Below are 19,945 nucleotides of genomic sequence, written 5' to 3'. Positions count from 1 at the left end.
TACTCGCTAGTAAGAACAGACCTTACTCCAGGGTAAGGAGTGTTGTCGACAGGGGGCGGTACCCTGGTCGCATGACCGCTCCCAGTGCCCCGGCGCACGTGCACGCGCATGCCGTGCCGGCACCGTCCGGCCTGCGCCGACGGCTCCCGGCGATCGGCGTCGCGGTCGGTGGATCGGCCGTCTTGGGCCTCGCCGCGGCGTGGTCGACGACGGGCGTCACCAGCGGTTCGGGCACGTGTCTCTTCCGCCATCTGACCGGCCTGCCGTGCCCCGGCTGCGGCCTGACGCGCAGCTTCGTGATGCTGGCGCACGGCGACGTGTCGCAGGCCTTCGGCTACAACCTGGTCGGACCCGTGCTCTTCACGGCGCTGGTCGCGACGGTCGCGATCGCCCTGTGGGTCATCGCGACCGGTCGAAGTCAGGCGTTGAGTAGATGGTCCGACATGCTCACCAGCAAGCCGGTGCTCGTCTTCGTCTTCGCCTGGGTGGCCTACGGCATCGCGCGGATGATCTCCGCCGGCGCCGACCTGGGCTGGTTCCCGACCATCACCTGACCCATGAAGATCACCTCCTTCGGGCACTCCTGCTTCCTCGCCGACCTCGACGGGACGCGCATCCTGTTCGACCCGGGCAACCTCTCGTCCGGTTTCGAATCACTCACCGGACTCGACGCCGTCTTGATCACCCACCAGCACCCCGACCACGCAGATGTCGCCCGGTTGCCCGACCTCGTCGCGGCCAACCCCGACGCCCAGCGCTGGTGCGATCCACAGACGGCCGCGCAGCTGGGCGCCGACCCGCGGTTCGGGAGCTGGCAGGACGCGCACGCCGGGCAGCGCTTCACGGTCGGTCCGCTGACCGTGCGGGCCACCGGCGGGCGACACGCGGTCATCCACCCGGAGCTGCCGGTGATCGACAACATCGCCTACCTGGTGGGGACGCAGGACCGGCCGGGGATGCTGCTGCACCCGGGTGACTCCTTCTACCTCCCGTTCACGAAGGTCGAGGTGCTGGCGCTGCCCGCGGCCGCGCCCTGGATGAAGCTGTCCGAGTCCGTCGACTACCTGCGCGGCGTCGAACCAGCCGCGGCGTTCCCGATCCACCAGGGCGTGCTGTCGCCGGCGGGGGCCGGGATCCACAACGCGCGACTGGCCGAGATGCGCAAACCCGGCACCGAGTTCACCGTCGTCGAGCCGGGGGCGACGGTCGAGTTCTAGAACCAGGCGGCTAGAGGGCGTCGGCGATCGCGGGCAGGGCGACGGCCGCGGTCGACCGGATCGAGTGTGACGCCAGGGCGCTCAGCCCGGACGGCTCCGGATTGACCTCGATGATCGGCACGCCGCGCCGGGCGGCCTCCTCGGGCAATCCGGCCGCCGGATAGACGATCCCGCTGGTCCCCACGACCAGCACCAGGTCGCACCGGTCGAAGGAGTCGAGCGCCGTACGCCACTGGTCCTGCGGGAGCATCTCGCCGAACCACACGACGCCCGGTCGCACCGCACCCCCGCAGACGGCACAGGTCGGGGGCGACAGGCGCAGCGAGTCCGGGGAGTCGTCGAACGGCTCGCCCTGCGGGCGCGCGACGGCCCCGTCGTAGGGCGCCCGGCACACCGAACAACGCAGCGCGTCGATCCGTCCGTGCAGGTGGCTGACGACCGTGGATCCGGCGCGTTCGTGCAGGTCGTCGACGTTCTGCGTCACGACTTCGACGGTGCGCTCGGCGGTGGCGAGGTCGGCCAGTGCACGGTGACCGTCATTCGGCTCGACGTCGCCGAGCTGCCCGATCCGCCAGGCGTACCAGCCCCACACCAGGTCGCGGTCGGCCTCCCAGCCGTCGATCGAGGCCAGCATCATCGGGTCGAAGCGCCCCCACAGGCTGTCGTCGGAACCGCGGAAGGTCGCGATCCCACTCTCGGCGGAGACGCCGGCGCCGGTGAACACGGTGATGTGCGCGGCGTCGCGGATGAGCTCGGCGACGTCGGCGGGGATCTCCGGCCGGTCGGTCATGGTGCCGAGTCTGCCCGACGCGCACGCTACGGTGGGCGCGTGACCGAGAACGACGTGACCACCGCCCAACCGCTGACCGTGCCGATGTGGCGCTATCTCTGGTGGTTCCTGGGCGCGTCGATCGTCATGAACATCGTCGTCGGAATCCTCGGTGCGGTGATCGGCGGCAGCGGTCTGGGCAGCGTCAGCATGTTGGTGCCCTACTTTGCCGCGATGCTCACCGCCGACCGCTTCATCGGTGACCACCTGCGGGTGCCGACGCGCGACGAGAAGTGGTGGCTGATCTGGTGGTCGTTCGGGGTCACGGTGGCCTGGGCGGTCGTCGCCGGCGGCATCCTGCTGCTCGCATCCGGCGGGGACCCGGGAGGGTTCCTCGACGAGATCGGAGTGGGTGCGCTCGCCGCCATCGCGGCCGTCACGCTGATCGTGTCCTTCGTGCTGCTCCTGGCCGCCTACTCGTTCTGGCCGAAGCGCTCACTGCGCAACCGCCTTCGTCAGCAGGAACGTCTCGCGGCCAAAGAAGCCGAGAAGGCCCGCCGACAGGACTAGTCGAGGTCGAGCTCCTCGGCGTCGATCGGCTCGATCAGGTCGGCGACCTCCACCGGGTCGAAGGTCTCCGGTGAGGCCGTCACCCAATCCCGGTGCCATGCCGCCGGCGGGTGGGTGATCAACTCGCGGTGCTCGAGCCACTCGTACAGATCCTCGTAGCGCATGGTGACCTGCGGGTCGACGCGGCGGAACAGGCGGCGCGGGGTGAGCTGGTCGAAGGAGTCCAGGCCCATCGACGCCACGAGTTGCATCGCGGAGTTCACCGTCCGGTCCTGGTACTGGTAGACGCGCTGGATCTTGTCCTCGACGACGAGCGCGCGGGCCCGCGCCGGGTCCTGCGTCGCGACGCCGACCGGGCACGTGTTGGTGTGGCACTTCTGGGCCTGGATGCAGCCGATCGCGAACATCATCGCCCGCGCCGACATGGTGAAGTCTGCGCCCTGGCAGATGCGCTTGACGATGTCGATGCCGGTGGCGACCTTGCCGCTCGCGCCGATCCGGATCTGCTCGCGCAGGCCGACTCCGACCAGCGAGTTGTGCACGAACATCAGCGCCTCGGTCAGCGGCATGCCCACGTGGTCCTCGAACTCGACCGGTCCGGCGCCGGTGCCGCCCTCGGAACCGTCGACGATGATGAAGTCCGGTGTGATGTCCGTGGCGAGCATGCCCTTGCAGAGCGCCAGGAACTCGCGCTTGGAGCCGATGCACAGCTTGAAGCCGACGGGCTTGCCGCCCGACAGTCCGCGGAGCTGCTCGATGAACTCCATCAACTCGATCGGGGTGTGAAACGCGTTGTGTGCCGGCGGGGACACGACCGTCGTCCCCACCTCGACGCCGCGGGCGGCGGCGACCTCGGCATTGACCTTGGAGCCGGGGAGGAGCCCGCCCAGCCCCGGCTTCGCGCCCTGCGAGAGCTTGATGTTGATCGCCTTGACCTGGTCCAGTCGCGCGCGCTCGGCGAACTTCTCGGGATCGAAATGCCCGTCGGGGGTGCGGCAGCCGAAGTAGCCCGAGGCGACCTCCATGATCAGGTCGCCGCCGTGTTTGCGGTGGTAGACGCTGATCGACCCCTCGCCGGTGTCGTGGGCGAACCCGCCGAGCGCCGCGCCGCCGTTCAGGGCCTCGATCGCGTTGCCCGACAACGAGCCGAAACTCATCGCCGACACGTTCATCAGCGCGATGTCGTAGGGCTTGGTGCAGCGCGGCCCGCCGAGCCGGACCCGCGGCTGTGGTCCGTCCGGCTTGGGCTTGGCGCGCAGCGAGTGGACGACGAATTCGTAGCCGACGGCGTTGACGTCGCGCTGCGTCCCGAAGGGCTCCTCGCCGTGGTTGCCCTTGGCGCGGTCGTAGACCAGGTCGCGCAGCTCGCGGTCGAAGGGCCGGCCCTCGATGTTGGACTCGATGAAGTACTGCCGGACCTCCGGACGGATCTCCTCCAGGAGGAACCGCATGTGTCCCAGGATCGGGTAGTTGCGGGTCACCGAGTGGGCCGTCTGGAGCAGGTCGTAGACCCCGAGCCCGCCGAGTGCGGCCACCCCGCCGGATACCACCCACCACGGCCATCCGTGGGTCAGCCAGCCGAGCACGGCCAGCCCGACGGCGACGACGAAAACAGCGAAGACGGCGAGCCACCTCATGAAGCCCAATCGTGGCACCGCCGATGGGCCGCGTCAGCCGAACACGCAGATCAGCGCAGTTTGTTCAGCACCTCGTCGTGCAGAATTCCATTGCTCGCCACGGCACTGCCGCCGCGCGGGCCGGGCGTGCCGTCGAGGTTGGTGAACCGCCCACCGGCCTCGCGCACCAGCACGTCGACGGCGGCCAGGTCCCACAGGGAGACCTCGGGCTCGGCGGCGATGTCCACCGCGCCCTCGGCGACGAGGCAGTAGTTCCAGAAGTCGCCGTAGCCGCGCACGCGCCAGACGTCGTCGGTGAGGCCGACGAACTGCTCGCGCAGGCCGCGGTCGGCCCAGCCGGAGAGGCTGGAGAACGCCAGGCTCGCATCGGTCAGCGAGGCCACCGACGACACCGTGATGCGGCGCGGCTCGTCGTCGCCGGGACCCTGGGTGAAGGCCCCCGCCCCGGCCGAAGCCCACCACCGGCGACCCAGGGCGGGTGCCGAGACGACGCCGACGATCGGGACGCCGTCGTCGAGCAGCGCGATGAGTGTCGCCCACACGGGCACGCCGCGGACAAAGTTCTTGGTGCCGTCGATCGGGTCGATCACCCACTGGCGGCCGACGGCCATCGCGTCGCCGCCGAACTCCTCGCCCATGATCCGGTCGTCGGGAAGGGCGGTGCTGATCCGCTCGCGCAGCATCGTCTCGCAGGCGAGGTCGGCGTCGGAGACGGGTGTGAGGTCGGGTTTGGTGCTCACCGACAGGTCGACGGCGCCGAAGCGGGGGAGCGTGAGGGCATCGGCGGCGTCGGCGAGTTCCAAGGCGGTGGCTAGGTCGGCCATGAGGACCTAGGGTATCGGTCATGGTGTTCGCCTTGCTCGCTGCGGCCGTGATGGCGGCGACTGTTGTCGCCCTGGTGATCGGAATGCGGGGGCGCGGACCCTCTGCGGCCAAGCTGGCCGAGATGAGCAGCGGCACGATCACCGTGACCGGGGTGAGCGAGCGCCCCGCCCAGGCCGACGGCGCCGGAAACGTGTTCATGACGCTCTCGGGCACCATCATGGGCGCCGATATCGCGCCGACCGAGGTGTACGGCCAGTTCACCCAGCAGTTCAGCGCGCCCTGGCCGCAGATCGGCCAGGACCTGCCGGTGCGGTACAACCCGCGCAAGCCCGCCGAATCCTGGGTCCTGCTCGCCGAGGGCCGATAAACCCGGGGCGGTAGGCTGGTTTCCCGTGCAGCCCGATGTAACCGCCGACCTGGAATCCCTCGACGCGACGTTGACGACGGTCGAGAAGGTCCTCGACCTCGACGAGCTGCGCAGCCGGATCGACGAGCTGGAGCAGAAGGCCTCCGATCCCGAGCTGTGGAACGACCAGGACCACGCCCAACAGGTCACCAGCGCCCTCTCGCACGCCCAGGCAGAGCTGCGCCGGGTCAGTGAGCTGCGCCAGCGCCTGGACGACCTGCCCGTCCACTACGAGCTGGCCGACGCCGAAGAGGGTGACGACAAGACCGCCGCCCTGGCCGACGCGGACGCCGAGCGCGCGTCGCTGCGGGCCGACATCGAGGCGATGGAAGTCAAGACGATGCTCGCCGGGGAGTACGACCAGCGCGACGCCCTGGTGAACATCCGCTCGGGCGCCGGTGGTGTCGACGCGGCCGACTGGGCGCAGATGCTGATGCGCATGTACACCCGCTGGGCCGACGCGCACGGCTACGGCGTCGAGGTCTACGACACGTCCTACGCCGAAGAGGCGGGCATCAAGAGCGCGACCTTCGCGGTCAAGGCGCCCTACATGTACGGCACGCTGTCGGTCGAGCAGGGCACCCACCGCCTGGTGCGCATCAGCCCCTTCGACAACCAGGGCCGCCGTCAGACCTCCTTTGCCGAGGTCGAGGTGCTGCCGGTGGTGGAGACGACCGACCACATCGACATCGACGAGAACGACCTGAAGGTCGACGTCTACCGTTCGTCGGGTCCGGGCGGCCAGTCGGTGAACACCACCGACTCGGCGGTCCGCCTGACCCACCTGCCGACCGGGATCGTCGTCACCTGTCAGAACGAGAAGAGCCAGCTGCAGAACAAGGCGTCGGCGATGCGCGTCCTGCAGGCCAAGCTGCTCGAGCGCAAGCGCGCCGAGGAGCGCGCCGAGATGGACGCGCTCAAGGGCGACGGTGGGTCGAGCTGGGGCAATCAGATGCGGTCGTATGTCCTGCACCCGTACCAAATGGTGAAGGACCTGCGCACCAACGTCGAGAACAACAACCCCGCCGCCGTCCTCGACGGCGACCTCGACTCGTTCATCGAGGCCGGGATCCGCTGGCGCATGGCCGGCGGGGACAACGCCGATGAGCAGTGATCGGCTCTCCCACACCGCGTCGCGGTCGCTCGAGCGCGTCTGGCACTGGCTGACCGACAGCGGCGTGCCGATCGCACTCTGGGTGATCGGCGGAATCCTCGTCGCGCAAGCCGTGAACTGGGTCCTCGGCCGGATCGAGCACCGGGTCGCGACCAAGGCCAAGGGCGGCGACGCCATCGTGCTGGCCGAAGAGGCCAAGCACCTGCGTGCGGTGCTGCAGGTCGTCCGGTGGGCCGTGATCTCGGCCATCGCCTTCATCGTCGGCCTGCGGATCCTCGCCCTGCTCGGCGTTCCCGTGGCCGGGCTCGTGGGGCCCGGCGCCGTGATCGGCGCGGCCGTCGGCTTCGGTGCACAGCGCGTCGTGCAGGACCTGCTGGCCGGCTTCTTCGTCGTCACCGAGAAGCAGTACGGCTACGGGGACCTGGTCCGTCTCACCCTGACCGGGGGAGTCGTCGCCGAGGGGCACGTCGAGGACATCACGCTGCGCGCCACGCGCCTGCGCACCACCGACGGCGAGCTCGTCACCGTGCCCAACGGGCAGGTGATCTCCGCCACCAACCAGTCGCGCGACTGGGCGCGCGCCGTCGTCGACATCGCCTTCGCACAGAACGCCGACCTGACCGTCGTCAACGAGAAGCTCGCCGCGGCGGGCGAGGCCTTCCGTGCGGACAAGCGCTACGGGAAGCTGCTGTTGGACGCGCCCACGCCCCTCGGGGTGACCGCGATGGCCGACGACACCTACACGGTCCGCGTCGTGGCGCGCACGCTGCCGGGCAAACAGTTCGAAGTGACCCGCGATCTGCGGGTTTACCTCATCGAGGCGTTGCGCAAGGATGACATCGGGGTGCGGGCCGGTTACCGCCCGGACGCCCCGGAAGGGGAGGACGCCTGATGTCGCCGCGCTACGCCAAACGGCTGACGACCGTTCTGCTGGTCGTCGCGTTCGTGGTCCTGCTCTTCGTCTACCTCTCCGGCGGCGTCGACGACGAGAGCGACGCCCCGCCGAACCCCACGGTCACCGTCGAACCGGCGCCTTCCGCACCCGCCCGATAGGGCGGCGCGCCTGAGAGGCGCACTCAGTTCCGCTGGCTACACTGGCATCCCGTGATCAAGCTGGAGAACGTCACCAAGCAGTACAAGGCCTCGACCAGGCCTGCGCTGTCCAATGTGAGCCTGGAAGTCGAGAAGGGCGAGTTCGCCTTTCTGATCGGCCCCTCCGGCTCGGGCAAGTCGACTTTCTTCCGGATGCTCCTCAAAGAGGACAAGCCGACCTCCGGCGACATCTGGGTCGGTGACTTCCACGTCAACTCCCTGCGCGCCCGCCAGGTGCCCAAGCTGCGCCAGTCGATCGGCTGCGTGTTCCAGGACTTCCGGCTGCTGCAGCAGAAGTCGGTGGCCGAGAACGTGGCGTTCGCGCTCGAGGTGATCGGCAAGTCGCAGGAGACCATCAACCAGGTCGTGCCCGACGTGCTCGAGTACGTGGGTCTCGGCGGCAAGGCCGACCGCATGCCCGACGAGCTGTCCGGCGGCGAGATGCAGCGCGTGGCGATCGCTCGCGCCATCGTGAACCGGCCGCTGGTGCTGCTGGCCGACGAGCCCACCGGCAACCTCGACCCGATCACCAGCCAGGAGATCGTCGAGGTGCTCGACCGCGTGAACCGTCGCGGGACCACCGTCGTCATGGCCACCCACGACCGGCAGATCGTCGACGCCATGCGCCGACGGGTCCTCGAGTTCGACAACGGTCACCTGGTCCGCGACGACAAGCACGGCGTGTACGGCATCGGCTGACGCACCGCATTCGAGGGAGAGCAGCAAAACTATGCGCGCCAATTTCATCATCACCGAGGTCCTCAACGGGCTGCGGCGCAACGTGACCATGACGGTCGCGATGATCATCACCACCGCGATCACGCTCGGCATGCTCGGCGCCGGCCTGCTGGTCATGCAGATGGCCAACAAGAGCCAGGAGATCTTCTTCAACCGCGTCGAGATGCAGATCTTCGTCAACCACGCCGTCGCCAGCGCCGACCCGAACTGCGAGCGGGTGCCGTGCACGCAGCTGCGCGACGACCTCAAGAACGAGCCGGGCGTCACGAACGTCACCTGGGTGAACCTCGACGACGCGTACAAGCGCGCCAAGGAGGTCTTCAAGAACACCCCGGAGATGGCCGAGGCCGTCAACCCCGACACCATGCCCGCGTCCTTCCGCGTCAAGGTGAACGACCCGGAGAAGTACGGCACGGTGATCGACAAGTTCAAGGGCCGCCAGGACCTCGGCGTCGACGGCGTGCAGGACCAGCGACAGCTGGTCAGCCGCCTGTTCAGCGTTCTCGACGGCGCGCGCAACGCCGCCTTCGTGTTGTCGCTGATCCTGGGTGTCGCGGCGGTGCTGCTGATCGCGAACACCGTCCAGGTCGCCGCGTACACGCGGCGCACCGAGGTGTCGATCATGCGACTGGTCGGCGCCACCCGCTGGTACACCCAATTGCCCTTCCTGATCGAGGCGGTGGTCGCGGCGGTGATCGGCACGGTGCTCGCCGTCGGCGGCCTGATGATCGGGCGCAAGTACTTCTTCGACGAGGCGCTCAACGACCTGTACCGGGTGAACATCCTGGCCCGCGTCTCCAGCGCGGACGTCCTGTTCATCTCGCCGTGGCTGCTGCTCACCGGAATTGTGTTGGCGGGAGCGACGGCATATGTCACCCTGCGGTGGTACGTGCGCGAATAACCGCGCACCCCGCGGGAAGGACAGGCAGTGAAGGAAAAGGGTCGCAAGGTGATCGCGACCAACCGCAAGGCGCGACACAACTACGCGATCCTCGACACCTACGAGGCCGGCGTCGCGTTGCTCGGCACCGAGGTGAAGAGCCTGCGCGACGGCAAGGCCTCGCTGGTCGACGCGTTCGCGACGATCGACGACGGCGAGGTCTGGCTGCGCGGGCTGCACATCGCCGAATACGGGTCGGGGTCGTGGACCAATCACGCGCCGCTGCGCAACCGCAAGCTGCTGCTGCACCGCCGGGAGATCGACAACCTCGTCGGGAAGGTCCGCGACGGGAACCTGACCCTCGTGCCCCTCTCGCTCTACTTCAACGACGGCCGCGTGAAGGTCGAGTTGGCGCTCGCCCGCGGCAAGCAGGCGCACGACAAGCGCCACGACATCGCCAAGCGCACCGCCCAGCGGGAGGTCGAGCGCGAGCTCGGCCGTCGCGTCAAGGGCATGTAGCGCCGGTGGCGCACGTGCGGGTCGCCGCGGCGTCGACCGTCCTTCTCGGCGTCGCGCTGACCGCGTGCGCGGTCAATCCGCCCACCCCGCCGATACCCCAACCCCATTGGCTCGGCCGCGTCGGCTGCTCGATCGGCGACGTGCTGCCGGTCGTGGACGGCCTGGTCCGCAGCGGACTCCGCGACGCCGGCTACCGGCACCTGATCGTCGAGGCCTGCGCCGACGCGCCGTCACGCGACGCGGTGGCGACGGCGGCCGCTGATCGGGGAGTGGTCGTCGTGACCGCCCGTCCCGATCGCGGGCTCGACATCCCCGCGACACCCGATCCGGCGCGGTTGCGCTCCGACCTGACCGCCGCGGTGATGGCGGCGCGGCCCATCGTCGTCGACGGGGATCCACGGTCGTCGGCGCCGGGCGTTGGCGAGGTCCTCGCCAACCGTGACGTGCTGGAGCTGGCCGCCGACGAACGCGTCGGGGTGGGTGGCCCGGTCCCGCGCGGAGCGATCCGCGTCGACCCCGACGGCGAGGTGCCCGAGGTGTCGTCGAGGGCCATCGGCCGGAAGGGGCTGATCGTCGCACTGCACAATCCGCGGTCGACGACGGCGACGATCGACGTCGCCACCGCGGCACTGGGACTGGCCGGGACGATCCACGGCGTCGACGCCTGGACCGGACGCGAATACACCTCGAGCGGCGGTCGGCTCGGTGGCCCGATCGGCCCCGGCGACACGCTGCTGATCCGAATCGTCTGAGCTCCACGGCATCTGGTTTGATCTAGGAATGCTCAAACGCCTCTCCGGGATCCTCCTCGCGGCCGTGGCCGCGGTGACCGTGGCCCAGGCACCGGCGGCCAACGCCGCGCCCTACGTGCAGAAGATCAACCGCGTCGACGGCCAGCTCGTGTTGGTCAGCGTCTACTCGCCGTCGATGCGCAAGGTCATCGTCAACGAGGTCCTCAACTCCGGCGGCGGCGCCAAGCCGGTGTTCTACCTGCTCAACGGCGGCACCGGCGGTGCCACCGGTGACAAGTGGCGGACCTACACCAGCTACCGGCAGTTCTTCGCGAACAAGGCCGTGACGGTCGTGTCCCCGGTCGGCGGCGGCTTCGACTACTACGCCGACTGGCGCTACCCGGATCTGGCGCGCGGCATCAGCAAGTGGCAGACCTACCTGCTGCACGAGCTGCCTGCCGCCCTCGCATCGGTGTTCCCGACGACCGGCCGCGCGGCGATCGCCGGCGTCTCACAGAGCGCCGGCCCGGCACTGGACCTGGCCGGACGGTCGCCGGTGTACCGCGCCGCCGCCTCTTACAGCGGCTGCCCGGCGTCGACGAGTCTGCCCGGCTTCATCTCGACGTGGGCGTTCACGCTCTACGGCGGCGGCAACCCGATCAACATGCGCGGGTTCTCCCACGATCCGGCCTGGTACAACCACGACCCGGCCCGCAACCCCGGACGCCTGCGCGGCAAGGCGGTCTACCTGGGCACCTCGACCGGCATGCCCGGCGAGGTCGACAAGGCCACCCCGCTGGCGGCGCTGCTCGTCGGACCGGCCGAGGTGGAGGCCGTGACCCATCTGTGCACGCAGATCATGCACGATTCGCTCAACCGGGCCGGTGTGCCCAACACCTATCGGGTGATGCGGTACGGCGCGCACACATGGAAGCTGTTCGAGAAGCAGATGATGGATTCCTGGGCGCAGATCGGGCCGGCCATCGGGGCCTGACCGGCAGCGTGCGGCACCCCGGAGGTTTATCGGGATGATTTGTCCGACTGTCACGGTTACACTTGACTGTCCACCGTGAAAGCGGTGGAACCCACTCGGGGCTGATCGGTTTCGACTCTGTGCGTCGAGTTGGGGGAAGCGTGTCGGTGCAGGCTAGAGACCACCGTTAAGCGTCGCAGCAACCAATTAAGCGCCGATTCCAATCAGCGCGACTACGCTCTCGCTGCCTAAGTAGCGAAGCTAGTCTGTCGGCCCGGGTGGCGTTCCCACACCCGGATGCCGGCATCAGCTTAGGGAACTCACCGACTCCGCCGGTCGCGGACGGGGTCGGGAAATCAAACAGCGACTGGGATCGTCATCTCGGCTTGTTCGCGTGACCGGGAGATCCGAGTAGAGACACAGCGGACTGCACACGGAGAAGCCCCAGTGAAGCGGCGGAGGACCCGGGTTCAATTCCCGGCAGCTCCACTCAACGACAAGGGCCCCCTGATTGAGCTGGTCAGGGGGCCCTTGTCGTGCTTGGGCACCCCTACATCGGCCGCTGTGGAAGCGGCGGACTGCTAATATGTTTTTATGCGCACAACGGTGGACGTACCGGCCGACCTTATGCGGGCCGCGAAGATGGCGGCCGCCGACCGGGGGATCAGCCTCAAGGAGCTGTTCATTCGCGCCTTGTCGCAGGAGGTCGGGGGTTCGACCGGCACTCCTGGCGGCCGGGTTGTGTTTCCGCTGGTCGGTGCCCGCGGAGCAACGCCGCGGGTGGACGTCACCTACCCGGAGATCGAAGCGGCCTTCGACGCCGAAGAGGCAGCGCGGTACACGTCGTGATCCTGGTCGACGTCGGCGTCTGGTTGGCCGCGGTGTGGGCGCGGCACATCCACCACGAGGTCGCCGCGGGATGGGTCGATCGGCAATCCGACGACCTTGCCTTCTGCCGTGTCACGCAGACGGGATTACTTCGGCTTCTCTCCAATCGCGCCGTGATGGGTGCGGATGTGCTCGAGCGAGCAGCGGCCTGGGACGTCCTTGACGCGCTGACCGCCGACGAGCGAGTCGTATGGCGGGAGGAGCCGGCGGGGCTCGACACCTTGTTCCGCGCGTTCTCCGCGCGTTCAGATGACAGCCACAAGCTCTGGACGGACGATTACCTCGCGGCGTTCGCGCAGTCGAGCGTGGCGCGTCTGGCAACACTCGACCGACGCATGGTCGAGCGATACCCCTCGGTTCGGGTCATCTCCGTGCAGTGACAACAGATCAACTGTCGCTCCGTATCCTCACACCACTCTTCCAAGGAGATCGCCATGCACCGTAAGACCGTGTCGGTCGCTTCCGCCCTCTTTGTCGTTGCACTCGGCGCGGGTGCGTGCGGCGAGCAGCAGCCGCAGGCATCGACGCCGCCCTGCGCGGGCGAGGCAACCGCCGAGTACGGGCTCGGTAACGCGATCCACGCGGCAGCCGGTGGCCTCGCGTCGCTGTCGCCGCGGTTCAGCACGGGATCCGCGACTGTCGTCCCCGCGCCGGGTACGGGTCGACTCGTGGTCGAGGTTCACCTGTGTTCGCTGGGCGCCGGCCTTGACGCGACGAAAGACGCCGCGACGGTGATCGCGCATCAGATCGCCGACGCGGCGTCTCTCGGCAGTCGGGTGGCAAGGGTGGTCGTGGTGAATCCGCCGACCGGCGGACGGATCGTCGCCGACCCCTTCGACGCGGCCGCCTTCGCTGCTGTCGGCGCCCCGGCGTCCATGCGCAGCACCTGGCGCTAGCGCCTGACGGCGGCCACTTCGCCGTTACCCGATTGTGACCTTTGGCGGTTTTATGCGTACAGTCTTTTCGTCCGCCGTCGCAAAGACGGACTTTCGTACGAGGAGATTCACCTGATGAGCATCACCAAGCTCGCCATCCGCGCCGCTGTCGCCGGCGCCCTGACCGTCGCCCCGCTGGTCGCCATCACCGGCACCGCCAACGCGGCCGGCCACAACTGGGACGCCGTCGCGCAGTGCGAGAGCGGTGGCAATTGGGCCATCAACACCGGCAACGGCTACTACGGCGGCCTCCAGTTCAGCCAGAGCACCTGGCAGGCCAACGGTGGCAGCGGCATGCCGCACCAGAACTCGCGCGAGGCGCAGATCGCCGTCGCCGAGCGCGTCCTGGCCCGTCAGGGCATCGGCGCCTGGCCGTCGTGCGGTGGCCGGCTCTACAGCTAGTCGACCGGTTCGACCGACACAGTCCCCCGCCCGAATGGGTGGGGGACTGTTCGCGTTCTAGCGCAGGTCGCGCAGCAGTTCACCGACGAAGTCGATCGCCGATCGCTGCCAGGTGCCGACGTGGTCGAGCATCGGGTGCTTGCCGCCGGGGATCTCGACGTAGGTGGCGTCGACGCCGCGATCGCGCAGCTCGGCGATGCCCTTGGCGGTTCGTCGGGCGAGGGTGACGGTGTCGGCGGTGCCGTGCAGTGCCAGGACGCGGGCGCCGCCGTGGATCTGACGCCAGTCGGCGAACTGCCACCACGGCGCCAGGCCAACTACCCCGAGGACGCGACGGTCGCCGCCCAGTTGCGCAGCAACGCGGCCGCCCATCGAGTGGCCGATCACGACGATGGGGATACCGGGGTGCTTGCGCGCCATCCGCTCGAGGGCGGCGCGGGCGTGCCACATCGGGCTGGCCTGTCCGCCGTTCCACCCGTACACGCGGTAGCGGACCTGCTCGACCACGACGTCGCCGGGGAAGCGCGCACGCAGCGACCAGGTGAACGGGTACATGCGCAGCGCGGAGTCCTGCCACGGGGAGAACGGTCGGTAGGAGAAGTCGGTGCCGCCGGGCAGCACGAGAACCCCGAGTCGAGGTGCCATGGGGCGAGAGCCTCCCGAGGGTTGGGCGCGGTTTGTCACCGCACAGGATAACTTGGGTTCATGGCCGCCCACCCCCGCGCCGGTACGCCGGCGACCGCCGAGGACCTCATCGACGTCGACGCGGTCGAACGGGCCTACTACGACCTGGCCCCCGACCCGGCAGACCCCGCCCAACGCGTCGTGTTCGGCACCTCCGGGCACCGCGGATCGAGCCTGGACGGGGCGTTCAACGAACCGCACATCCTGGCGACGACCCAGGCCATCGTCGAGTACCGCGCCGGTGCGGGGATCGACGGTCCGCTGTTCATCGGTTTCGACACCCACGCGCTGTCGGTTCCCGCGTGGCGCACCGCACTCGAGGTGCTCGTCGCCGGTGGCGTCGACGTCCGCACGGCAGTCGGCGATGCGGTCACCCCGACCCCCGCGGTCAGCCGCGCGATCCTCGCGCACAACTCGGGTGGGGGAGCGCGGGCCGACGGCATCGTGGTCACGCCCAGCCACAACCCGCCGCGCGACGGCGGCTTCAAGTACAACCCACCGTCGGGTGGACCGGCCGACTCGACCATGACGACTGCGATCGCCGATCGGGCGAACGAGATCCTCGCCGGTGGGCTGCGCGACGTCCGCCGCATCCCCTTCGAGCAGGCCCGCTCCCGGGCGACCGACTACTCGTTCCTCGACACCTACGTCGACGTCCTCGACACGGTGGTCGACCTGGCTGCCATCGCCGACGCGGGCATCCGGATCGGTGCCGATCCACTGGGCGGGGCGTCGGTGGACTACTGGGCGGCGATCGGGGAGCGGTACCTGCCGTCGCTGACGGTGGTCAACGCGACCACCGACCCGCGGTTCGCCTTCATGACGCTGGACACCGACGGCAAGATCCGGATGGACTGCAGCTCGCCGAATGCGATGGCCTCGCTGATCGCCGCGCGCGACCGCTACGACATCGCCACCGGCAACGATGCCGACTCCGACCGGCACGGCATCGTCACCCCCGACGCCGGGCTGATGAACCCGAACCACTACCTTGCCGTGGTCATCGACTACCTGTTCACCCATCGCAGCGGGTGGGGCGCGGACGCGGCGGTGGGCAAGACGCTGGTCAGCTCGTCGCTGATCGACCGGGTCGTCGCAGGTATCGGTCGACGACTGATCGAGGTTCCGGTCGGCTTCAAGTGGTTCGTCGACGGACTGCTCGACGGAACGATCGCCTTCGGTGGGGAGGAGAGCGCCGGCGCCTCCTTCCTGCGCTTCGACGGCAGTCCCTGGTCCACCGACAAGGACGGCATCATCCTGGCCCTGCTCGCCTCGGAGATCCTCGCCGTCACCGGACAGACCCCCAGCCAGCGCTTCGCCGAGCTCTCCGATCGGTACGGCACGTCGGCGTACGCGAGGATCGACGCCCCGGCCGACCGGGAGCAGAAGGCGGTCCTGGCCGCCCTGACCCCGGACAAGGTGAGCGCGAGCGAGCTGGCCGGCGAGGAGATCACCGCCGTGCTGACCCGGGCACCCGGCAACGGCGCCCCCATCGGCGGCCTCAAGGTCACCACTGCCAACGCGTGGTTCGCGGCCCGACCGTCGGGCACCGAGGACGTGTACAAGATCTACGCCGAGTCCTTCCGCGGCGAGGACCACCTGCACCGCGTGCAGCAGGAGGCGCAGTCCGTCGTCGACGCCGCGCTGGCGCAGGGGTGAAGTCTTAGCGGCATCTCAGCGCCGCTCGGGTAGCGTTCTACCCAATCCAGACACAGTCACGACACAAGGAGCCACCACGTGAGTGCCAAACAGGGCCCCGCGATCCCCAACGTCAAGGGCGGTTACAAGCCCCAGTCCTCGTCGAAAGCCCTCACCTACGTCCTGGTGTCGCTGTCGGTGATCCTGGTCGCCGCGCTGGTCATCGCCGGCGTGGTGTGGGCCGCCAACCACGAGAAGGCGGCCAAGGCCGACAGCGACTTCAAGATCGACCTCAATGGGCCGGTCACCCCGGGTGTCACCGACATGACGTTCGGTGCCGCCGACGCCCCCGTGTCGATCGAGATCTACGAGGACCCGCTCTGCCCGGCGTGCGGCGCCTTCGAGCAGACCGACGGCGGCAAGGTTGCCGACGCCATCCGCGGCAACAAGCTCCGCGTGCGGTTCCGCACCCTGAACTTCCTCAACGAGTCGTCGCCGTCGGGCGACTACTCCACGCGTGGCGGTGCCGCCCTCGAGTGCGTTGCCGGCGAGAAGAACCAGGACCTGTTCCTGAAGTTCCACAGCACCCTGTTCGCCGATCAGCCGATGGAGCACGGCAAGACCGACCACAGCAACCTCGCCCTGGCCGAGATGGCTTCGAAGGTCGGCGCCAAGGTCGAGACCCAGCGCTGCATCGCCAAGGGGGCGCAGGTTCCCGCGGCCACCGCGTCGGCGAAGGAGTCGCTGGATCTGCTGACCAAGATCTCGAACGGTCAGGTCAGCACGCCGTCGATCACCCGCGACGGGAAGCTCGTCGAGCGCACCAACGCCAACTGGCTGCAGCAGCTGCTCGGCGCGTAGAAGACCCGCTGCGACCGCCGCCGATCGGATTTGTAGGCGGTTGCGGCGATGGTGTAGTTTCGCTAATGCGCTTGCGGCGGATTCCGCCGATGAGCACAACCGCAAAACTGCACACGGGGCTATGGCGCAGCTGGTAGCGCACCACACTGGCAGTGTGGGGGTCAGGGGTTCGAGTCCCCTTAGCTCCACCGTTTATGGGGGTCAGCGCCTCGTCAGGATCACCCTGGCGGGGCGCTGACTCCATTTCACCCACGAGAAGGTCGACGGAACCATTCGCGCCTGCTCAATCGGTTGCTCGTCGGTGGGCAAATGCTGCGAGGCCCAATACGACGTACCAGGCAAAGATTTCCATGACGAGGATGCGCTCCCAGCGCCCGAGTGTCCCGCCGCCTGCAACGGTGCGGATGTCCTCAAGCGGTGCGCTGGTGAGATAGGCCGCTAGCGCGAGTGCGGTGAGGATGCTTGCAAACACGAGCGCGACGCCGAGACGGCGGTGGTCCGGCGTCTTCCAAAGCAGGATGCCTGAGACTGCGAAACCGATGACCGGGAACGAGCAGGCGATGTTTGCGCCGATGATGTGCATGAACGACGCGGAACTATCGAACGGGAAAGCGCCGCAGATCACCATGCCGAGTAGCGGGATTGACAGCAGTACCGTCACGGCCACGCGGATGCCGGGTGAGAGGTCGGCCAGGAGTGTCCGGCTCAGCCCGAGTAGTCCGACGAACATCAGTGTGGCCGCGACGACGAAGGCGATATCGAGCGCGATCCCACCGGGTGCGGCGGCGAGCACGCTGATCTGTTGACGGACCGGTGAATAGCCCGGCCAACTGGCAGCGAGTACGAAGAAGGTGCCGGTGAACACAAGCGGACCGATCACCGCGCCAAGCGGTGTCCAGGCCAGGGGTCGGGAAGTGGTCGGCAGTTGTGGTGTCTTGCTCGCCATGCGTCATATTATGACTTTATGGTCGAGAAGCGGCAACACGATGGGGGCCTGCCCGTGCCTGGGCGCCGGAGCCCATTGGCCCTGGTGCTCCTCGCTACTCTTGTACGCGGGCCGCTGAATGCCTACCAGATGCAGCAGACGCTGATTGCGCAGGACAAGGGCAGTGTGGTGAACGTCGGTTCCCGCAACAGTCTCTACCAAGTCCTAGAACGGCTGGAGCGCGATGGCTTGGTCACCCCACTGTCCTCTGACAGTCGAGACAGGCCGTACCGACTCACCGACGCGGGCTGGACCGCCCTGCACACATGGCTCGCAGATACCTTGAGCGCGCCGCGCAACGAGTACCCGACGTTCCCAGCGGCACTAGCCACCGCGTCTCTACTCACGCCCGCGCAACTTGCCGCACAGCTTGAACGTCGCCAGGAGTGGATCGAGGCGACACTCGCGGAACAAGAACGCCAGACCATCGCTATCGGGTGTGGCTTAGACCGAATCTTCCTGATCGAGGAGGAGTACCGCCGCGCAATGCTCACCGCCGAGCACGAATGGCTCAGGGAGACCATCGCGGAACTACGCGACGGCACCTTCACCTGGCAGCCTGAACCTTACGTGAGGCGGCCAACCGAGTAGTCGATCCCGCCTCCGAGCCTGAGTCATGGCGAGGCGGGGCGGGTTCGGTGTTCGATTCTGGCGAGCACAATCGTCGGGACCATGGCGATGATCGTGATGACGAGTACCCATGCGAACGTGGCCCCGAATCCGCTGGCCTGCCCCGCAAGGGTTGTCGTGTGGCTGAGCTGGCCAGTCAGGGCGACGGTGAGCATCGCGGTGCCTATCGCGCCGCCGACGCGCTGGAGGGCATTGAGCTGGGGGGTGGCGTCGGGAATCTGGTCCGGTCGCAGAGCCTGGTAGGCGGCGGTCATCGTCGGCAGGATCGACAGGCCGAAGCCGATGCCGCGCACGACCATCACCGCGCACAGCAGCCAGTACGACGTGGTGGTGGTCAGGAACAAGAACGGGACGGTCGCGACGGCGAGGATCGTGGCACCGACGAACGAGGTAATCCCGGCACCCCACCTGTCGGTGAACGGTGCGGACAGCAGGGCCCCGATGGCAGTGGGTGCGACCAGCAGTCCGGCCATGATGACACCCTCGCCGCGGACACTTTGGAGGTAGAGGGGCATGAGGATCATGCCTCCGTAGTTCGCGGCTCCCAACGCGAACGTGGCGATCGAAGCCGCGGTGAACTCTCGGCTGGCGTACAGTCGCACGTCCAGCAGTGGCCTCTTGGTCTGGAGCGCGTGTACAACGAACCCGGCCAGGGCGAGCGCTCCAACCAGCAGCCCGATGACCGCAGCGGAGTCCAGTCGACCGGCGACGCCTATCTCGGCCAGGCCGTAGGTGATCCCGACTATGCCGGCCGAGGCGAGGATCAGGCCGAGCACGTCGAACCGTCCCGCGTCGCCGCCGCGTTCTTTCGGCAGTAGCCGCAGGGCGAGGATGATGCCGGCGAGGCCGATGGGGAGGTTGAGCCAGAAAATCGCCTGCCAGTTGATGACCTGGATGAGTAGACCGCCGAGGACGGGGCCGAGTGCGGGGGCGAGGATGACCGGGATCGCCATCAGCGCGATCACCTTGCCCATCTGCGCCTTGGTGGATTGCGCGGTCCAGATGATCGTCCCTACCGGCATGAGCAGCCCGCCCCCGATGCCCTGCAGCGCCCGGGCGGCGACCAGGATCCCCAGGTTTGGGGAGCACGCGCACAGCACCGACCCGATCGTGAACACCGTCAGCGCGACCACATACACCCGCGCGGCGCCGAACCTGCGGGCAGCCCACCCGCTGAGGGGGATGACCGCGGCCAGGGCGAGCAGGTAGGCGGTGACCACCCACTGCACCGCGTTCAGACCCTCGTGCAGATCGTCGGAGAGGCTATGCACCGCAACGTTGACGATCGTCGTATCCAGGAACGACAAGGTCGCGCCGATCATCACCACGCTAACCGCCCGGCGCAGGGCGGGGGAGAACGGCTCCGCCCCGGACTCGGTCACCACATCATTCATCAGGCATGCACTTCTCTCAGCCGGGACAACATTAGGCATACCTAAGCTAGGCTGTCC

General features: G+C 68.4%; 25 protein-coding genes, 1 tRNA gene and 1 other RNA gene. 21 read left to right on the top strand and 6 right to left on the bottom strand.

Annotated features, from left to right (window positions below):
- The first annotated feature begins 71 nt into the window (after window positions 1-71).
- Window positions 72-554 (top strand): DUF2752 domain-containing protein, encoded by a 483-nt coding sequence (locus QM634_RS04210; protein ID WP_415041522.1) that lies wholly within the window; start codon window positions 72-74, stop codon window positions 552-554.
- 3 nt (window positions 555-557) lie between these two features.
- Window positions 558-1,217 carry an MBL fold metallo-hydrolase gene (locus QM634_RS04205; protein ID WP_415041521.1) on the top strand — a complete coding sequence of 220 codons (660 nt, stop codon included), beginning with the start codon at window positions 558-560 and terminating at the stop codon, window positions 1,215-1,217.
- A 10-nt stretch (window positions 1,218-1,227) separates the two neighbouring features.
- On the opposite strand, the gene QM634_RS04200 is transcribed toward QM634_RS04205, so the two are convergent.
- Window positions 1,228-2,007, bottom strand: a complete 780-nt coding sequence (locus tag QM634_RS04200) for an SIR2 family NAD-dependent protein deacylase (RefSeq protein WP_415041520.1) — start codon at window positions 2,005-2,007, stop codon at window positions 1,228-1,230.
- A 39-nt stretch (window positions 2,008-2,046) separates the two neighbouring features.
- On the opposite strand from QM634_RS04200, the gene QM634_RS04195 reads away from it, so the two are divergent.
- Window positions 2,047-2,556, top strand: a complete 510-nt coding sequence (locus QM634_RS04195) for an ABZJ_00895 family protein (RefSeq protein WP_415041519.1) — start codon at window positions 2,047-2,049, stop codon at window positions 2,554-2,556.
- Here QM634_RS04195 and QM634_RS04190 read toward each other — a convergent pair.
- The gene (locus QM634_RS04190; protein WP_415041518.1) at window positions 2,553-4,193 is read right to left on the bottom strand and encodes an FMN-binding glutamate synthase family protein; all 1,641 of its coding nucleotides are present in this window, start codon (window positions 4,191-4,193) and stop codon (window positions 2,553-2,555) included. The two genes, QM634_RS04195 and QM634_RS04190, sit on opposite strands and share 4 nt — an antisense overlap.
- Before the next feature lie 50 nt (window positions 4,194-4,243).
- A complete protein-coding gene (gene hisN, locus QM634_RS04185; RefSeq protein WP_415041517.1) occupies window positions 4,244-5,017 on the bottom strand; it encodes a histidinol-phosphatase in 774 nt (257 codons plus the stop codon).
- Window positions 5,018-5,037: 20 nt separating this feature from the next.
- On the opposite strand from hisN, the gene QM634_RS04180 reads away from it, so the two are divergent.
- The 14 genes from QM634_RS04180 to QM634_RS04115 all read left to right on the top strand — a co-directional run bounded on the left by QM634_RS04180 (window position 5,038) and on the right by QM634_RS04115 (window position 13,696).
- Window positions 5,038-5,385, top strand: coding sequence for a hypothetical protein (locus QM634_RS04180; protein WP_415041516.1), 348 nt, complete (start codon window positions 5,038-5,040; stop codon window positions 5,383-5,385).
- Between the two features lie 25 nt (window positions 5,386-5,410).
- Window positions 5,411-6,538, top strand: a complete 1,128-nt coding sequence (gene prfB, locus QM634_RS04175) for a peptide chain release factor 2 (protein WP_415041515.1) — start codon at window positions 5,411-5,413, stop codon at window positions 6,536-6,538.
- Window positions 6,528-7,430 (top strand): mechanosensitive ion channel family protein, encoded by a 903-nt coding sequence (locus QM634_RS04170; RefSeq protein WP_415041514.1) that lies wholly within the window; start codon window positions 6,528-6,530, stop codon window positions 7,428-7,430. The genes prfB and QM634_RS04170 overlap by 11 nt, the downstream gene beginning before the upstream one ends.
- Entirely contained in the window at window positions 7,430-7,591 is a 162-nt protein-coding gene (locus QM634_RS04165; protein ID WP_415041513.1) for a hypothetical protein, read from the top strand. The genes QM634_RS04170 and QM634_RS04165 overlap by 1 nt, the downstream gene beginning before the upstream one ends.
- A 51-nt stretch (window positions 7,592-7,642) precedes the next feature.
- Complete coding sequence (ftsE, locus tag QM634_RS04160; RefSeq protein ID WP_415041512.1) at window positions 7,643-8,329, top strand: cell division ATP-binding protein FtsE; 687 nt, start codon at window positions 7,643-7,645, stop codon at window positions 8,327-8,329.
- 31 nt (window positions 8,330-8,360) lie between these two features.
- Window positions 8,361-9,269, top strand: coding sequence for a permease-like cell division protein FtsX (gene ftsX, locus QM634_RS04155; RefSeq protein ID WP_415041511.1), 909 nt, complete (start codon window positions 8,361-8,363; stop codon window positions 9,267-9,269).
- Window positions 9,270-9,296: 27 nt separating this feature from the next.
- The gene (gene smpB, locus QM634_RS04150) at window positions 9,297-9,767 is read left to right on the top strand and encodes an SsrA-binding protein SmpB (RefSeq protein ID WP_415041510.1); all 471 of its coding nucleotides are present in this window, start codon (window positions 9,297-9,299) and stop codon (window positions 9,765-9,767) included.
- Between the two features lie 5 nt (window positions 9,768-9,772).
- Window positions 9,773-10,519, top strand: coding sequence for a hypothetical protein (locus QM634_RS04145; protein WP_415041509.1), 747 nt, complete (start codon window positions 9,773-9,775; stop codon window positions 10,517-10,519).
- Window positions 10,520-10,547: 28 nt separating this feature from the next.
- Entirely contained in the window at window positions 10,548-11,492 is a 945-nt protein-coding gene (locus QM634_RS04140; protein ID WP_415041508.1) for an alpha/beta hydrolase, read from the top strand.
- Between the two features lie 97 nt (window positions 11,493-11,589).
- Window positions 11,590-11,963: a transfer-messenger RNA gene (ssrA, locus tag QM634_RS04135) on the top strand.
- 102 nt (window positions 11,964-12,065) lie between these two features.
- On the top strand, window positions 12,066-12,320 hold the full coding sequence (locus QM634_RS04130; protein ID WP_415041507.1) for a hypothetical protein: 255 nt from the start codon (window positions 12,066-12,068) through the stop codon (window positions 12,318-12,320).
- Window positions 12,317-12,739 carry a TA system VapC family ribonuclease toxin gene (locus tag QM634_RS04125; RefSeq protein ID WP_415041506.1) on the top strand — a complete coding sequence of 141 codons (423 nt, stop codon included), beginning with the start codon at window positions 12,317-12,319 and terminating at the stop codon, window positions 12,737-12,739. The genes QM634_RS04130 and QM634_RS04125 overlap by 4 nt, the downstream gene beginning before the upstream one ends.
- A 54-nt stretch (window positions 12,740-12,793) precedes the next feature.
- The gene (locus QM634_RS04120) at window positions 12,794-13,255 is read left to right on the top strand and encodes a hypothetical protein (protein ID WP_415041505.1); all 462 of its coding nucleotides are present in this window, start codon (window positions 12,794-12,796) and stop codon (window positions 13,253-13,255) included.
- Between the two features lie 114 nt (window positions 13,256-13,369).
- Window positions 13,370-13,696 carry a transglycosylase family protein gene (locus QM634_RS04115; RefSeq protein ID WP_415041504.1) on the top strand — a complete coding sequence of 109 codons (327 nt, stop codon included), beginning with the start codon at window positions 13,370-13,372 and terminating at the stop codon, window positions 13,694-13,696.
- 57 nt (window positions 13,697-13,753) lie between these two features.
- On the opposite strand, the gene QM634_RS04110 is transcribed toward QM634_RS04115, so the two are convergent.
- Complete coding sequence (locus tag QM634_RS04110) at window positions 13,754-14,341, bottom strand: serine aminopeptidase domain-containing protein (protein WP_415041503.1); 588 nt, start codon at window positions 14,339-14,341, stop codon at window positions 13,754-13,756.
- Between the two features lie 60 nt (window positions 14,342-14,401).
- Between QM634_RS04110 and pgm the strand changes: the two genes are divergently transcribed.
- From pgm to QM634_RS04095, 3 genes are all read left to right on the top strand, one after another.
- Window positions 14,402-16,039, top strand: coding sequence for a phosphoglucomutase (alpha-D-glucose-1,6-bisphosphate-dependent) (gene pgm, locus QM634_RS04105; protein WP_415041502.1), 1,638 nt, complete (start codon window positions 14,402-14,404; stop codon window positions 16,037-16,039).
- A gap of 78 nt (window positions 16,040-16,117) precedes the next feature.
- A complete protein-coding gene (locus QM634_RS04100) occupies window positions 16,118-16,879 on the top strand; it encodes a DsbA family protein (RefSeq protein ID WP_415041501.1) in 762 nt (253 codons plus the stop codon).
- 115 nt (window positions 16,880-16,994) lie between these two features.
- Window positions 16,995-17,067: transfer RNA gene (locus tag QM634_RS04095), tRNA-Ala, on the top strand.
- Window positions 17,068-17,162: 95 nt separating this feature from the next.
- Here QM634_RS04095 and QM634_RS04090 read toward each other — a convergent pair.
- Window positions 17,163-17,825, bottom strand: coding sequence for a DUF998 domain-containing protein (locus QM634_RS04090; protein ID WP_415041500.1), 663 nt, complete (start codon window positions 17,823-17,825; stop codon window positions 17,163-17,165).
- Between the two features lie 18 nt (window positions 17,826-17,843).
- Between QM634_RS04090 and QM634_RS04085 the strand changes: the two genes are divergently transcribed.
- Entirely contained in the window at window positions 17,844-18,455 is a 612-nt protein-coding gene (locus QM634_RS04085) for a PadR family transcriptional regulator (protein WP_415041499.1), read from the top strand.
- Window positions 18,456-18,478: 23 nt separating this feature from the next.
- Here the strand turns inward: QM634_RS04085 and QM634_RS04080 are convergent, their stop codons facing one another.
- Complete coding sequence (locus QM634_RS04080; RefSeq protein ID WP_415041498.1) at window positions 18,479-19,888, bottom strand: MDR family MFS transporter; 1,410 nt, start codon at window positions 19,886-19,888, stop codon at window positions 18,479-18,481.
- Window positions 19,889-19,945 lie beyond the last annotated feature (57 nt).

Origin of the sequence: Gordonia sp. (in: high G+C Gram-positive bacteria) (assembly GCF_047606305.1) — a bacterium.
Classification (GTDB): domain Bacteria; phylum Actinomycetota; class Actinomycetes; order Mycobacteriales; family Mycobacteriaceae; genus Gordonia.
Note: the sequence above shows the minus strand (reverse complement) of the source record. Positions and strands in the feature narration are given on the sequence as shown.

Excerpts from the sequence above, each read along its gene's own strand:
- QM634_RS04210 (WP_415041522.1), top strand. The coding sequence starts at position 72 with ATGACCGCTCCCAGTGCCCCGGCGCACGTGCACGCGCATGCCGTGCCG.
- QM634_RS04205 (WP_415041521.1), top strand. The coding sequence starts at position 558 with ATGAAGATCACCTCCTTCGGGCACTCCTGCTTCCTCGCCGACCTCGAC.
- QM634_RS04200 (WP_415041520.1), bottom strand. The coding sequence starts at position 2,007 with ATGACCGACCGGCCGGAGATCCCCGCCGACGTCGCCGAGCTCATCCGC.
- QM634_RS04190 (WP_415041518.1), bottom strand. The coding sequence starts at position 4,193 with ATGAGGTGGCTCGCCGTCTTCGCTGTTTTCGTCGTCGCCGTCGGGCTG.
- hisN (WP_415041517.1), bottom strand. The coding sequence starts at position 5,017 with ATGGCCGACCTAGCCACCGCCTTGGAACTCGCCGACGCCGCCGATGCC.
- QM634_RS04180 (WP_415041516.1), top strand. The coding sequence starts at position 5,038 with ATGGTGTTCGCCTTGCTCGCTGCGGCCGTGATGGCGGCGACTGTTGTC.
- QM634_RS04170 (WP_415041514.1), top strand. The coding sequence starts at position 6,528 with ATGAGCAGTGATCGGCTCTCCCACACCGCGTCGCGGTCGCTCGAGCGC.
- QM634_RS04165 (WP_415041513.1), top strand. The coding sequence starts at position 7,430 with ATGTCGCCGCGCTACGCCAAACGGCTGACGACCGTTCTGCTGGTCGTC.
- ftsX (WP_415041511.1), top strand. The coding sequence starts at position 8,361 with ATGCGCGCCAATTTCATCATCACCGAGGTCCTCAACGGGCTGCGGCGC.
- QM634_RS04140 (WP_415041508.1), top strand. The coding sequence starts at position 10,548 with ATGCTCAAACGCCTCTCCGGGATCCTCCTCGCGGCCGTGGCCGCGGTG.
- QM634_RS04130 (WP_415041507.1), top strand. The coding sequence starts at position 12,066 with ATGCGCACAACGGTGGACGTACCGGCCGACCTTATGCGGGCCGCGAAG.
- QM634_RS04120 (WP_415041505.1), top strand. The coding sequence starts at position 12,794 with ATGCACCGTAAGACCGTGTCGGTCGCTTCCGCCCTCTTTGTCGTTGCA.
- QM634_RS04115 (WP_415041504.1), top strand. The coding sequence starts at position 13,370 with ATGAGCATCACCAAGCTCGCCATCCGCGCCGCTGTCGCCGGCGCCCTG.
- QM634_RS04110 (WP_415041503.1), bottom strand. The coding sequence starts at position 14,341 with ATGGCACCTCGACTCGGGGTTCTCGTGCTGCCCGGCGGCACCGACTTC.
- pgm (WP_415041502.1), top strand. The coding sequence starts at position 14,402 with ATGGCCGCCCACCCCCGCGCCGGTACGCCGGCGACCGCCGAGGACCTC.
- QM634_RS04090 (WP_415041500.1), bottom strand. The coding sequence starts at position 17,825 with ATGGCGAGCAAGACACCACAACTGCCGACCACTTCCCGACCCCTGGCC.
- QM634_RS04085 (WP_415041499.1), top strand. The coding sequence starts at position 17,844 with ATGGTCGAGAAGCGGCAACACGATGGGGGCCTGCCCGTGCCTGGGCGC.
- QM634_RS04080 (WP_415041498.1), bottom strand. The coding sequence starts at position 19,888 with ATGAATGATGTGGTGACCGAGTCCGGGGCGGAGCCGTTCTCCCCCGCC.